We start from the raw sequence: 13,722 nt of genomic DNA on the forward strand, positions 1-13,722 counted from the left end.
TTCTGTTTGTTTGGGGGGCCGGGCGGGTGGGGGGGTTTCCGGGCGGGGGGGCGTTCGGTTTTTCATGGGGGGCGGGGGGGTACCGCGGGGCCGGCCCGGCCCTCAGCTGCCGGAGCAGAAGGGGTACGGGTCGAGGCCGAACGACTGGGTGGCGTCGACCCCCTTCTTGATCTGGACGACGGCGGAGTCGGACCGCCATCCGTCCTTGGTGACCAGGACTGTCACCGGACTCTGGTGCTTGTCCAGCCAGAGCTGGTAGACGCCGTCCTTGCCCGTCGTCACCGTCCGGGACACCGCGCCCGACGACAGGACGACCGTCGCGCCCTCCAGCGGATCCGCCGCCCCCGCGCACGCGGCCGAGGTCACGACGCCGGAGATCTTGCCCCACTTGCCGGGCGCCGTGACCGTCATCCTCACGGTGACCGGACCCACGACGTCGGCGTTGTTCGTGCCGATCTTCAACGTCGCGTTGTACGTGCCCGGCTGGGTCACCGCGGCTCCGTCCAGGGTGACGGTGACGGTGCGCCCCTGGCCCGGCTCCAGGGTGAACCGGTCCTCGTCCACCGACAGCCACGCGACGTCCGCGCCGCAGGCGTCGTAACCGGGCAGCAGTTCACCGGTGGTGCTTCCGATGAATCCGGCGCCGGGTGCACCGCCGATCCGGTACAGGCCGCAGGTGCTGCCACCTCGGTAGGTGGCGTGGTTGGAGTTGGGCAGCGCCTCCCAGGTCCGGCCCTCGACGTCGTAGGCGTAGCCGATGTTGGTCACGCCCGCACCCGTGTTGCCGCCGGAGATCGCCAACTGGCCGGCGGTCGCGGTGTATCCGGAGCCCCACAGGGCGGTGGGCATGTCGGGCAGCGCGGTCCAGGTGTCGGTGGCCGGGTCGTACTCGTGGGCGGTGGCGGTGGCGCCCTCGGCGTTGCTGACGCCGCCCGCGCAGTACAGCTTGTCGTTGATCTCGCCGCAGGACGACCAGGAGACGGGCAGCGGGTAGGGCGCCTTGACCTCCCAGGTGTCGGTCTTCGGGTCGTAGGACTGCACGGTCGTCTTGCCGCATGTGGCATCGTCACAGCCGCCGACGAGATACATCTTTCCGTCGACGACCGCCGTGCCGGAGGCGGCGAGCGGCACCGGGGTCGGTGCACCGAGGCTCCAGTTGCCGGTACCCGGGTCGTAGATCTCCAGGTCGGTGGCCAGGCCGCTGTAGAGCCAGCCACCGGCGACGTACAGCTTGCCGTCGACAAAGGCGCCGTTGGGCTTCTGCCGCTGCTGCTTCAGCGGTGCGGCCGTCGTCCAGGCCGAGGTGGCCGGGTCGTAGACGTGGACCGACTGGAGCAGCTTGTTGTTGGACGTGCCCGCGACGGAGTAGATCTTGCCGTTGTGGTTGGCGACCAGGTTGTCCATGACCGGGACGGGGAACGGCGTGACGTCGGTCCAGGGTCCGGCCATGGTGCCGGCGTCGGCGGGAGCCGACCCCTGCGGCGTCCCGGCCCCGGACGTCGTCGCGCCGAGCCGGCCGCCGTCGTCCTTGTGCGGGACGAGCAGCTTCTCCGCCCCTTTCTGTGTGGCCGTGTCAGCAGCCGTAACGGGCACGTCCTGCATCACGAAGTCGCCGCCGGTCTCGGCCAGTCGGACCTGTTTGGCCGCCGAGCCGTTGTTGGTGACCGTGAACGTCGCCGTGCTCCTGGCGCCGAGCTCCTGAGTGGACGTCACCTCGCCCGGCGAGACGGTGATCTCCGCCTCCGCGGCCTGTGCCGAGATGCCGGTGGCCAGCAGCGCCGTCAGCACCGCGGCGGCCACGGTGCGCCGTTGTCTCTTTCCGATGGTCATCAGGGCCTCCCTCGTGGTGGTGTGCGGTGTCATCGGTCGGTGCACCCGCCCGCCGGGGTGAGCGTCAGCTCGACGGAGGTCGTGCCGTCCCGCTGCGGTTTCACCCGCGTCATGTCGGGCGTCAGCCCGTCCTTGCCCGCGATCACACGGAGGGACTCCACGCCCCTGCCGGGCAGCCAGACGCTCGCCTTCCCGTTGCCGTCGGACTTGCGTGCCAGTGCGCTCGGGCCCTGCCCGAGCTCGAGGTACGCGCCCCCGAGCGGGATCGCTTCCCCTTCGCACTTCGCGGACAGGACCGTCACATCGGCCTTCGTCCAGCCTCGGGGCGGCGTGACATCGAGTGCGACGTCCACGACCGTCGTGGCGTACGGGGCGTCGCTGAGGATCTGCAGGCCGGCGAGGTAGCCGCCGGGCTGGTTCAGTTTCGCGGTGTCCGCGGTGACGGTGAGGGTGGCCGACTTGCCCGGTTCGATCGTGGTGGCCGCACCGTCGGAGGACAGCCAGTCCACGTCGCCCGCGCCGCAGGAGTCGGTTCCGGACAGGACCTGCGAGCGGGTCATGCCCGGCCAGCCGCCCGACGCGCCGCCGATGACGTGGAAGCCGCAGGCGCTGCCTGCGCGGTAGAGCGTGTACTTGGTGTTGGGCATCGGCGACCAGGCGTCGCTCGCCGGGTCGTAGGCGTAACCCTCGTTCGTGGCTACTCCGGTGACGAGACCGCCGCGGATACCGCCGGTGACCATGAACTTGCCGCCACCGGAGCCGTAGGCGGAGGCCCAGGCGGGCACGGGGAGCGGGGCGATCTTCGACCAGTGGTCGTGGACCGGGTCGTAGGAGTAGGCATCCTTGACCAGGCCCTTGCGGGAGTTCATGCCGCCCGCGCAGTAGAGCTTGCCGGCGATCGGACCGCAGGTGACCCAGCCGGCGGACACGGGGTAGTCGGCGGCCACCGTCCAGCTGTCGGACGCCGGGTCGTAGACCTGGACGTCGGTGCGTCCGCAGTCGCCTTCCAGGGTGCCGTTCGCGGGGCCGCAGCCGCCGACCATGTAGAGCTTGCCGTCCAGGGCGGCGGTGCCGGAAGCGGCGTACCCCTGCGGCGGGGTGGCGGCACCGGTCCAGGTGCCGGTCTTCGGGTCGTAGACCTCGGTGAGGCCGACGAGCTTGCCGTTGTTGTCCCAGCCGCCGGCGATGTAGAGCTTGTCGCCGATGAACGCGGCGGATGCGCGCTGCCTGGCGGCCCGCAGGTCGGGGAGGGGGTCCCAGCGCTGGTCGAGGTTGTCGTACACGAAGCCCTTCGGCGTGGTGCGGGCGCCGTCGAAGCCGCCGACCGAGTACACCTTGCCGTCGTGGACACCGATGGACGGGTCCATGAGGCTCGTCGGGTACGGGGCGATCGTCGACCAGTCGTCACCGGAGGCGGAGGCCGCGGCGGAGACGGCTGCCGGGTCGGGCCGGCCGGCGGGCGCCGGTGCGTCGGTGCGGGGTTCGATCCAGCTCGGGGTGACCTCGGTCTCGACCTCCAGGGACGGCACCTTGCCCGGGCCGGTCGCCGTCCGGGCTGCGGCGGGGTTGCCGCCGCTCTCGGCGGTGCGGGTGGTGACCGGCGCGGTTCCCGTGTTGGTCAGGGTGACCTCGCGAGTGGTCTTCCCGTCCATGCCCTGCTTGATCTCGACCGTGCCGGGCGTGGCGGTCAGGCGTCCCGCGGCGAGCGCGAAGTCGACCTGGGTGACCTGGCCCTCGGTGGCCTCGATGTCCTTGGTCCGGGCGGTGAAGCCGTCGTGGGTGGCGGTGAGCCTCTGCTCGGCCGCGGTGGGCAGGAAGGACCAGTACAGGCCGTCGGCCACGGCGTCGTCGTCCGGCGTCGGGCCGGAACGGCCGGTCGTGGAGGTGCCGTCGGGGCTGCGGACCTTGGTCGAGCCGAGCGGCTCGTCCGTGTTGCGGTCGGTGACCTGGCCGATGACGAGGCTTCCGGGGACCGGCTCGCAGGCGGGCTCGCCGATCAGGACGTCGTCGATCGCCCACCACATGTCGTACTCACCGGTGTAGCGGAAGCGGACCTGCACGGCGGACTTGCCCGCGGCCTGCGGCAGGGCCAGCCGCATGGACTCCTTCACGGTCGGGCTCTTGTGGTGCCACACCTGTTCCCAGGTCTTCCCACCGTCCGTGGACAGCTCGATGGTGGCGGTGGAGCCGGTCCACGTCGGCGCGAAGTACTCGGTCTCCATCGCGAGCTTCGGCTCGGTGGTGGCGGACAGGTCGATCACGGGGGTGATCAGATACGTGTCCTGGACCTTGCCCGCGGTGTAGTACTTGCTGTTGACACTGGCGAAGTTGCCCTCGCCGCGCGGGGTGCGGTTGCCGAGCGGGTCCGGGTCGTCGAACTCCCAGCTTCCACCGTCGGCCTTGTCGACGACGGTCCAGCCCGCGGGCCGCTCCGTGCCGTCGAAGGTCTCGTAGAGGCCCTTGACGGCGTAGCCGGGGGCCTTGCAGCGCTCGGTGTTCACCTTGGCCGAGAAGTCCTCGGTACGGGAGGAGCTCAGGTCGACGGCCTGGTGCAGGGGCTCGTATCCGGGTACGACGGGCTCGACGGTGAAGTGGTAGTCGCCGCTCGCGGGGAGGGTGAGTTCGTAGGCGCCGGTCTTCGGGTCGGTGTACCAGGGGCCTACGGGCAGCTCGTCGGCGGTGATCTTGGCGTAGAGGGGCCAGCCCTGGCCGGAGCCGTCCTTGACGGTGCCCTTGAGGGTGGCCTTGGGGGCCGGTTCCAGAGCGAAGTCCGCGGTGGCGGTGGCGTTCTCGCCGACCGTGACGTCGGCGGTCTCGGCGACGTAGCCGAACGAGGACACCGAGACCTTGTAGTCGCCCGCCGACAGCCGCACCGTGAAGGTGCCGTCGGGGCGGGTGGACAGGTCGCGGTCGAACTCGCCGTCGACCGCCACGCGGACGCCGCCGACCGGGTCGCCGGTCTTCGCGTCGGTGACCTTGCCGGACAGCGTGCCGACGCCGTCGACCGGGGCCTCGGAGACGGCGGACAGTACGTCGAGCTTGCCCTCGCCCCAGACGTTGTTGTCCTCGGCGGTGCCGCCGCAGACGGTGTCGTCCACGTCGGTCGCGGTGCCGTCGAGCAGGGCGCGGGTGCGGTTGATGTCCCCGACCAGTTCGGGGGCTGCCGACCACATCAGGGCGATGGCGCCCGCGACGTGCGGGGAGGCCATCGAGGTGCCGTTCATCGACGTGTAGGCATTGCCGGGGGCGGCGGAGCGCACGGCGACACCGGGGGCGGCGATGTTGGGCTTGACCTCGCCCTCCTCGCCCGAACCGCGCGCGGAGAACGGGGCGATGGCGCCCTTGGAGTCGAACGCGCCCGCCGCGTATGTCGACTTGTAGTCACCGGGGCTGCCGGCCGTCCTGCATCCCGGGCCTGCGTTGCCGTTGGAGAACATCGGGAACATGCCCGCCGCGGACCAGGCGTTCACGATGTCGCCGAACCAGGGCTCGGTGGCGGAACCGTTGTCGTTGCCCCAGGAGTTGTTCACGATGTGGGGCCGCATCTCAGGACGCGGGTCGGTGCCGTTGAGGTCGGTGGGGGCGAGCATCCACTGGGCCGCGGCCATGAGGGACGCCTCGGTGCAGCGGATCGTCTCGCAGCCCTTGGCCGCGATCCACTGGGCTCCGGGGGCAACGCCGATGCGGTTGGCCTCTCCGGCGTCACCGGTCATGGTGCCGATGGTGTGGGTGCCGTGACCGTTGTTGTCGCACGGCACGCTGGGGTCGTCGCACACCTGGGCCGGATCGAACCAGTTGTGGTTGTGGTCGTAGCTGCCGTCACCCTTGTTGCCCCGGTAGGAGCCCGCGAGAGCCGGGTGGTTGTACTGGGCGCCGCTGTCGATGCTGCCGACGACGATGCCGCCACCGGTGGCCTCGAACTCCTCCCAGACTCGGTCCGCGCCGATGGCCTTGATGCCCCACTCGACCGTGCCGGCCGCCGACCGCACGGCGGGGAGCTTCTTGGTCTCGACGGGTTCGGGCAGTTCGTACGAGCGGTCGACCCCGATCGAGGCGACCTCCGCCTCGGCGGCCAGACTCTCCGCGACCTCCAGCGTTCCGCCCCGGACGAAGACGGCGTTGGAGACGTAGAACGCGCTGTAGTCCGCGCCGGATGCCTCCAGTTGTTCGATCACGCCGGCCTGGCTGCGGGCCGCCGTCTCCTTGAGCTCCTTCACGACGAGTTCGCCGCGCCGGGCCCAGCCCTTCTCGCCGCGGGCCGCGTCCAGGTCGGGGCGGTCCTTGAAGCGGACCCAGAACGAGGTGGTCGGGTCCTCCTCCATGGCGGAGCGGAGCTCCATCGCCACCTTCTCCCCCGCCACCGCCTGTTCGGGTACGACGGCGGTGACGACGGCGGCGATCAGCAGGGCGAGTATCACGCCCGCTGTCAGGCCCGTTCTGCTTCGACGGATCAGGGGGCCAGTTCTCATCAGGGTCCTCCGCTCGGGTCCGGCGGTGTGTGCCGGGATCCCGGAGGACGATTCCAAGTACGCAGATGTCTCTACAAGAGAACTCCGGTTGCGGGTATGCGACTTGTCGGTAGTCCGCCATTCTTGAAGCGGATCACCGAGGCGGAGGAGTGCCATGCTCTTGGACGTGCTGGGACTGGCGGACGACGAGGCGCGGATCTACCGGGCGCTGATTGCCCGGCCCTCGTGCGCCCCCAGGGAGCTCGCCCCCGGACTCGGCCTGGAGGAGGCGCAGGCGCTGTGTCTGCTGAACCGTCTCGAGCAGCTGGGGCTCGCCGCGCGCAGCGCCGAGGACACCCGGCGTTTCGTGGCCTCCCCGCCCGCCGTGGCACTCGGGGCGTTCCTGGCGCAGCGGCAGAACGAGATACGGCTCGCCGAGCTGGAGCTGAACGCCCTGGAGGAGACGTACCGGGCCGCCGCGAGCGGCCGTACGATCGCGGACGTCGTCGACGTGGTGCAGGGCGCCGACGCGATGCGGCAGCGCTTCGAGCAGTTGCAGACCGGTGCACGCCGCGAGGTGCTGACCTTCGTGAAGGCGCCGATGCTGGTGGTCCCTCCCGAGGAGAACACGGCGGAGGACTCCGCCGTGGCGCGCGGCGTCACCTACCGCGCCGTCATCGAGCGCGCCTATCTCGCGGACAGCCCGGACCTGTTGAGCGAGATCAGGACACTGCACGCGATGGGCTCGGAGGTCCGTGTCATCGACGAGCTGCCGCTCAAACTGTTCGTCTTCGACCGGGAACTGGCCCTGGTCCCGGTCGCCGCGGCCTCGGCCTCGGCGGACCCCGGGGCGCTGATGGTGCACCGCAGCGGGCTCCTCGACGCGCTCATCGCCCTGTTCGACACGACGTGGTCGCGGTCGCACCCCGTGGTGGCCGAGGCCGGTGGTCTGCGCGAGATCGAGACGGCCGAGGTCGACGAGGACGACGTCCAGATCCTGACCCTGCTGGTGGCCGGACTGAACGACAAGGCCATCGCGACCCATCTCGGCGCCTCGCTGCGTACGGTGCAGCGACGGGTGCGGGGCCTGCTGGACCTGGCGGGTGCCGAGACACGGCTCCAGCTGGGCTGGCGCGCCGCGAAGATGGGGTGGATCTGAGGCGGGCCGGATCTGCCCGGCCCGTGCCGTCAGACCCAGCCGTGGTGGCGTGCGTGCCAGCCGAGCTGGATACGGGTCGTGACCCCGGCCTTGGTCATGAGCCCGTGGATGCGCCGCTGCACGGTGCGCGGTGACACACCACCCTGCGCGGCCACGGCGTGATCGGTCAGGCCGGCGAGCAGGAGGCGCAGGATCCGGGTGTCGAGGGCGTCGATCGCGTGGTGCGGTGCGCCGTAGGGGCGGGCACGTTCCCACACCGCCTCGAAGAGGGCCTGGGCGACGTTGACCAGGCCGCCGCGCAGGACGAGGCTGGGGTCGACCCCGTCGCCGTGGCCGTGCAGCGGCAGCATCGCCGCCTCGCCGTCGCAGACGAGGAGCTTGAAGGGTATGCACTCGACGGTACGGATCCGCATTCCCCTGGCCAGGGATTCGTCGACATTGTCCGCGGCACGGGGTTCGGCGAGGAACCCCTGGTCGATGACTCCGCGCGCCACGAGGCCGCGTGCCATCACGGTCGACTCCTCGGTGTTCGCCGGGCCGACGACCTGGACCGCGCCGGTGACGAAGGTGTCGATGGAGCGCCGGGCGGCGAGCTGGAGCTGTACGTACCGCTGTCTGACGGCCTCGTGGCCTTCGACGACCTCGACCAGGTCGCGCTGGGCCCGCCCCATACTTCCGGTGCGGTAGGTCTCGACGAGCTCGGCGACGGCGAGTTCGGCGCGCTGCAGACCCTCGCGGCGGGCGGCGAGCTGCGCTCCCAGGCCGACCGACGGCGGCGCCGCGACGAAGTGTCCGGGCCGGGTCGGCAGCCGGCTCACCAGGTCGCGGGCCGTGAGGGTGCCCAGGGCCGTCGCGACGTCGGGTACGGGCAGGGCGAGGGCCTCCGCCACCTCGTCGGAGGTGGCGGAGGCCCGTTCGATCAGGGCGCGGTAGACGCGTTCCTCGTCGGCCGCGAGCCCGAGTTCCTCCAGCGCCATGGCCGACCTCCGCGTAGATGTGCTCTGCCGGGATTGTCCCAGGCGGCGGGGGTCTGCTCGGGGCCGGGTCGGCTCACCGTACGACCGTGACCTCCGGCGAGGTCCAGGTCTCGGTGCCGGGCGCCCCCTGCGGATCGCCGAGCGCCTTGTCGAAGACGAAGCGCAGCCGGTAGCTCCCGGCGGGTGCCGGGGTGCCGTCGGCGCGGTTGGTGTCCCAGTCGTAGAAGGCCATGCCGGTGCCCGCGCCGGAGTTCCTGGCCACCCAGGACGCGTCGTACGGGGTGGCGATGACCCTGTCGTCGGCGTCGAGGACCTGGAGCCGCATGCGCTCGTGCATCGGGAAGCCGTGCGAGAGCATGACCCATGCCTTGTCGTTGCCGGTTGCCGTGTCCGTGAGGTCGACGGTGAGGGGCTCGTTCCTGCCGAAGCTGTAGTAGCCGGGGCGCAGGGCGGGGTTGTCGAGCGTGGGGTTGACCTCGGTGAAGGACGCGTTGGCCACCGGGACGGCGTCGTAGTCGCCCGCCATGCCCAGGTACGGGACGCGGATCTCGGGCGCGTCCGCCCCCTTGCGGGTGAACTCCGCCCAGCCGCTGAACAGCGTGCCCGCGGGCACTCCGGCGGGCTGGCGGATCTGCACCGTGACCGACCGGCTGTCGTGCGCCGGGACGGTGATCTCCTGCTCGCCGAAGGTGAGGCGGCCGGCCTCGGCGGCGGGCTTCCAGTAGGCGGTGTACGGCGGGGCGGCCGAGATCGCCGCGGTGTGCCCGGCACGATAGGTCACCGGCCGGCCTGTCGGGTTGCTGAGGGTGACGCGGCGGACTTCCTGCCGCCCCTCCAGGTCCCCGAGCGCCAGCTTCGCGGGAGCAGCGGAAGGTGTCGTACCGGAGGCGGCGGTGAGCGCCGCGACGGCGTCGACGCGTCCGGCGCCCTGCTGGGCGAGCGGCTGCCTGCCGCGCTGGTGGTCACCGGTCATGGCGAGCGGGGTCGCGGTGTTCTGCAGCGCGGTGCGGACCGCGTCGGGGGTCAGGCCGGGGCGGGCCTGGCGCAGCAGGGCCACGACGCCCGCGACGTGCGGGGAGGCCATCGACGTACCGGAGTTGACGCCGTACCAGCCCTGCGAGGGCGGCAGGGTGGAGAGGATGAAACCGCCGGGCGCGGCCACGTCGGGCTTGAACTCCAGTTCGTTGCCCGGACCCCAGGAGGAGATCTGGTCCATCAGCCCCGCCGCGTCGGCGGTCAGCGGGGAGCCCGCGTAGGCCCCCCAGGTCAGGGATGTGCCGCCCGGGGCGGCGAGGATGCGCTCCGCGTCCATCCCGCGGATGCCTGCCACCGGGATACCGATGGAGCCGCAGCAGAGCGACAGCGGCAGCTGACCGGGCGTCCCCGAAGGGTCGTAGTGCAGCGCGCCGACGGCGCCCGCGGCCTCTGCCGTACGGGCCACGTCCAGGCCGCGGCACTTGTACGCGTCGGCCCCCTTGTACGGGGAGAACAGGGCGACCTGTCCGGTGAGGCTGCCGGCCGGCAGCGGGTCGCACGCGGACGGGATCCGGGTGATGCGGTGGGTGCCGGACGAGGGTGCGGCGGGGGCCCGGCCGGAGTCGACGTAGGGGACGGGCGCGGCGGAGCCGTCGTCGAGGGTGAGGGCCAGGTACGGGTAGCGGCTGTTGTACGTGCTGCCGACCGCGATGGCTTCCTTCGCGATCGCGGGGGCGCCGGCGTTGAACGGACCGGCGGCGCCGTTGCCGACCGCCACGACGGTGGGCACCCCGGATTCGACGAGACGGTCGACGGCGAGCGAGAGCACGCTGCTGCTGCGGTTCTTGGTGGCACCGAGGCTCATGTTGACGATGTCCACACCGTCGGCGGCTGCCCGGTCGAGTGCGGCGATGACCACGTCGTCGGTGGCCTCGTTCTTCTCGCCGAAGACGCGGTAGGCGCGCAGATCCGCGTCCGGGGCGACACCTTGCATGCGGCCGTCGCTGCCGGCGACGATTCCGGCGACATGGGTGCCGTGCCCGGCGGCCGGACCGAATCTGTCGTCGTACGGATCGGCGTCCTCGTCGGCGAAGTCGTAGCCGCCGAGCACCTTGGCGTTGGGAAAGCCTCCGCCGCCGAGCGCCGGATGGTCGTAGGCGATGCCGCTGTCGATGATTCCGACGGTGACGCCCTTGCCGGTGTACCCCTCGTCATGAGCCTGCGGGACGCCGGTGAGTTCGGTGGCCGTGACGATCTCGCGGCCCGAGGGCTGCCCGGCTCCGCGCGCCTCGCGTCCCGCCTGGGCGAGCGCCTTGTCGAGCACCTTCTCCGGGACGGGCGTGGGCCGTTCGGGCGCGGCGAAGGTCACGGGCGCGGTGACCTGGGAGACGCCCGGCAGGGTGTTCAGCAGTGCGGCCTGGGAGGCGGGCACCTTCACGGTGAGCCCGTTGACGACGTTGCGGAAGTGGCGCTCGACGGTCAGGTCGATGCCGGCGCCCTTCGCCGCGTCGACGAGCGTCCGCTGCGATGCGTCGACCGCGCGCCGGGCGCCCGCACGGTCCTTGGGGGTGGCCTGTTGCGCGGCCGGTGCGCTGTCGAGGGTGACGATGCGGGTGACGAACCGGTCGGGGGCGTCGTCCGCGGCGAGCGCGGGGTCGCCGGAGAGCAGGACCGGAAGCATGAGGAGTGCCGCTGATGCGGTGAGGGTGTGTCTGTACACGCGGTCGATCCAATGCGACCGGACGTACGACTTCAACGGACCGGAGTGACGGTTTCTCGCCATGGCGAACTCTCGTCAGCCCCGGCGGCCGGTCACACGCTCTACGGGGCGCCGGCCGAGACGGGCAGCACGTCAGGTGACAGCACTCCGGCACGGGCCGTCGCGCTGGTCGCCCTGCGTTGGTGGTGACGGCGGCACAGCACCTCGTACCCCACCTCGCCCGCCGTCTGGTCGACGTCGCCCACCACTACCTGGGCGCCTTCGACGACCATCTCGCCGTCCACCGTGCGGGCGTTGTGCGTGGCGCGCGCGCCGCACCAACAGAGCGCTTCCACCTGGAGGGTCTCGACCCGGTCGGCGAGTTCGATCAGCCGCTGCGAGCCGGGGAACAGCTTCGTACGGAAATCGGTGGTGATGCCGAAGGCGAAGACATCGAGTTCGAGTTCGTCGACGACGCGGGCGAGCTGGTCGATCTGTTCGGGGGCGAGGAACTGCGCCTCGTCCACGATCACGTAGTCGGCCCTGCCTCCGCGGCTTATGCGGTCGACGAGGTGTCCGTACACGTCCATGCCCTCATCGGCCTCGACGGCCTCGGTGACCAGTCCGAGACGCGAGGAGAGCTTGCCCTGCCCGGCCCGGTCGTCGCGGGTGAAGATGACGCCCTGCAGTCCGCGCGCCGACCGGTTGTGGCCGATCTGCAGCGCCAGGGTGCTCTTTCCGCAGTCCATCGTTCCGGAGAAGAACACAAGCTCGGGCATGAGGGGTTGAGCACCTTTCGGGCGGGGCGTGGTGGTGGGGGGTGACGCAGGATCAGGAGCGTACTTCGAGAAGCGGGACGAGCTGTTCGACGGGGGTCATCGAGCCGTGCATGCCGACCATCGCGGACTCGTGGGGCTCCTGGACGGAGGCGGTGATCACCACGTCGTCGTGGGCAGCGGCGACCACGTCGCCGATCCTGCCGTACACCCGCTCGTCGATCCGGGGGCCGAACCAGCCGGCCTCGATCGCCTCGTCCCGGCTCGCCACCCAGAACTGCTCGCCGAGCACCTCGCGCCAGACGGTCAGCACATCGGACTGCGCGCCGGGGACCGCGTACACATGACGGGCCCGGCCCTCGCCGCCGAGCAGGGCGACACCCGCGCGCAGTTCCCAGTCCTCGTCGAAGTCGATCCTGGACTGCTCGTCGAAGGGGATGTCGATCATGCCGTGGTCGGCCGTGATGTACAGGGCCGAGCGGGGCGGGAGCTGTTCCGCCAGACGCCGGGCGAGACCGTCGACGTACATCAGCTGGCCGCGCCAGGCGTCGGAGTCGACGCCGAAGCGGTGCCCCTTGCCGTCGACCTCGCTGTAGTACGTGTAGACGAGGGAGCGGTCGCCCGCGGCCAGCCGTTCGGCGGCGACGTCCATCCGGTCCTCGCCGGAGAGCCGGCCTATGAAGGAGCCGCCGCTGAGCGCGACCTTGGTGAGCGGGGTCTGCTCGAAGGTGGGTGCCGAGACCTGTGCGGTGCGCACGCCCGCCGCGTCGGCGAGCTTGAAGACGGTGGGGTTCGGCTGCCAGATCTTCGGCTCGGTCCAGGGGCGCCAGCGGAGCTGGTTCATCAGGTCGCCGGTCTGCGGATTACGGACCGTGTAACCGGGAAGGCCGTGCTCTCCGGGCGGCAGCCCCGTACCGACCGAGGCGAGGGAGGTCGCGGTGGTGGACGGGAAGCCTGCGGTGAGCGGGCGGCCGGTGCCGCCGCGCGAGGAAGGGAGCAGGGAGTAAAGGAACGGGGCCTCGTCGGGGTGGGCCTTGATCTGTTCCCAGCCGAGCCCGTCGATCAGGAAGACGCAGTTCCGGTCGGCGGGGGCGAGCTCCGCGATCGTGGCCTCGAACCCGGGTACGCCCTGGCCCGCGACGAGCGTCGGCAGCAGGTCGGAGAGCGAACCGGTCCCGTACTCGGGGACCGGGGCGGTTTCGAGGGGGAGCAGAACAGGGTCCTGCCAGGCGGGCTGGACCATCAGCGGCCGGTCGCCGCGGTCGCGGCCGTGGCCTCGGAGAGCGCCTGCGCGAAGGCGAGCGTCTCGCGGACGGTGTCCGGGCCGTCACCGGCCTCGCTGACCCGCAGGCTCAGGTCGTCGGCGGTGGAGCTGCCGGTGTAGCCGTGGTCGGCCTCGCAGTTGGGGTCGCCACAGGCCGCGGGCTCCAGGTCGATACGGGAGACGGCGCCCCAGCCGATGGTGAGGACGACCTCGCGGGGCAGGGTTCCCGGCACGTACTTCTCCGGGTTGGCCACGACGCGGCTGAGCACGACGGACGAGATCCGGTCGAGCTTGACCGACTCGGTGGAGGTGGTGGCGAACGGTGTGGGGGAATCCGTGTCCGCGGTCTGCTCGTCGGTGTGGCTGACGATGAAGCGGTTGTCCGTCAGGACCAGCACCGTGACATGGCGGCGCACCTCGTTGGAGTCGAAGGTGGTCTCCTGGTGCACCAGGTACGAAGCGACCGGCTCCCCGCCGACGGCGGCCTCCACCGCCTCGGCCACGAGGGCCGGGTAGTAGCCGCTGCGCTCGATCGCCGCGCGCAGCCCCTGGGTCGTCGTACCGGTCTTTGCCATAGGGACCATCCTACGGGGG

At 71.3% G+C, this 13,722-nt stretch carries 8 protein-coding genes; 1 reads left to right on the forward strand and 7 read right to left on the reverse strand.

Annotated features, from left to right (window positions below; genetic code table 11):
- Positions 1-102: 102 nt before the first annotated feature.
- Positions 103-1,830 (reverse strand): Kelch repeat-containing protein, encoded by a 1,728-nt coding sequence (locus ACWGO0_RS14240; protein WP_453533187.1) that lies wholly within the window; start codon positions 1,828-1,830, stop codon positions 103-105.
- Positions 1,831-1,859: 29 nt separating this feature from the next.
- Positions 1,860-6,299, reverse strand: a complete 4,440-nt coding sequence (locus ACWGO0_RS14245) for a S8 family serine peptidase (RefSeq protein ID WP_453533190.1) — start codon at positions 6,297-6,299, stop codon at positions 1,860-1,862.
- Between the two features lie 154 nt (positions 6,300-6,453).
- On the opposite strand from ACWGO0_RS14245, the gene ACWGO0_RS14250 reads away from it, so the two are divergent.
- Entirely contained in the window at positions 6,454-7,437 is a 984-nt protein-coding gene (locus ACWGO0_RS14250; protein ID WP_453533193.1) for a helix-turn-helix domain-containing protein, read from the forward strand.
- Between the two features lie 29 nt (positions 7,438-7,466).
- Here ACWGO0_RS14250 and ACWGO0_RS14255 read toward each other — a convergent pair whose 3' ends face one another.
- From ACWGO0_RS14255 to ACWGO0_RS14275, 5 genes are all read right to left on the reverse strand, one after another.
- Positions 7,467-8,414, reverse strand: a complete 948-nt coding sequence (locus ACWGO0_RS14255; RefSeq protein ID WP_453533196.1) for a helix-turn-helix domain-containing protein — start codon at positions 8,412-8,414, stop codon at positions 7,467-7,469.
- A gap of 73 nt (positions 8,415-8,487) precedes the next feature.
- A complete protein-coding gene (locus ACWGO0_RS14260; RefSeq protein WP_453533199.1) occupies positions 8,488-11,109 on the reverse strand; it encodes a S8 family serine peptidase in 2,622 nt (873 codons plus the stop codon).
- Between the two features lie 101 nt (positions 11,110-11,210).
- Positions 11,211-11,867 (reverse strand): thymidine kinase, encoded by a 657-nt coding sequence (locus tag ACWGO0_RS14265; protein WP_453533202.1) that lies wholly within the window; start codon positions 11,865-11,867, stop codon positions 11,211-11,213.
- Positions 11,868-11,919: 52 nt separating this feature from the next.
- Complete coding sequence (locus ACWGO0_RS14270) at positions 11,920-13,107, reverse strand: alkaline phosphatase family protein (RefSeq protein ID WP_453533204.1); 1,188 nt, start codon at positions 13,105-13,107, stop codon at positions 11,920-11,922.
- Positions 13,107-13,703 (reverse strand): DUF5998 family protein, encoded by a 597-nt coding sequence (locus ACWGO0_RS14275; protein ID WP_185297937.1) that lies wholly within the window; start codon positions 13,701-13,703, stop codon positions 13,107-13,109. The genes ACWGO0_RS14270 and ACWGO0_RS14275 overlap by 1 nt, the downstream gene beginning before the upstream one ends.
- Between the last annotated feature and the right edge of the window lie 19 nt (positions 13,704-13,722).

It is taken from the genome of Streptomyces sp. NPDC055749, from assembly GCF_053617235.1.

Excerpts from the sequence above, each read along its gene's own strand:
- ACWGO0_RS14240 (WP_453533187.1), bottom strand. The coding sequence starts at position 1,830 with ATGACCATCGGAAAGAGACAACGGCGCACCGTGGCCGCCGCGGTGCTG.
- ACWGO0_RS14245 (WP_453533190.1), bottom strand. The coding sequence starts at position 6,299 with ATGAGAACTGGCCCCCTGATCCGTCGAAGCAGAACGGGCCTGACAGCG.
- ACWGO0_RS14250 (WP_453533193.1), top strand. The coding sequence starts at position 6,454 with ATGCTCTTGGACGTGCTGGGACTGGCGGACGACGAGGCGCGGATCTAC.
- ACWGO0_RS14255 (WP_453533196.1), bottom strand. The coding sequence starts at position 8,414 with ATGGCGCTGGAGGAACTCGGGCTCGCGGCCGACGAGGAACGCGTCTAC.
- ACWGO0_RS14265 (WP_453533202.1), bottom strand. The coding sequence starts at position 11,867 with ATGCCCGAGCTTGTGTTCTTCTCCGGAACGATGGACTGCGGAAAGAGC.
- ACWGO0_RS14270 (WP_453533204.1), bottom strand. The coding sequence starts at position 13,107 with ATGGTCCAGCCCGCCTGGCAGGACCCTGTTCTGCTCCCCCTCGAAACC.
- ACWGO0_RS14275 (WP_185297937.1), bottom strand. The coding sequence starts at position 13,703 with ATGGCAAAGACCGGTACGACGACCCAGGGGCTGCGCGCGGCGATCGAG.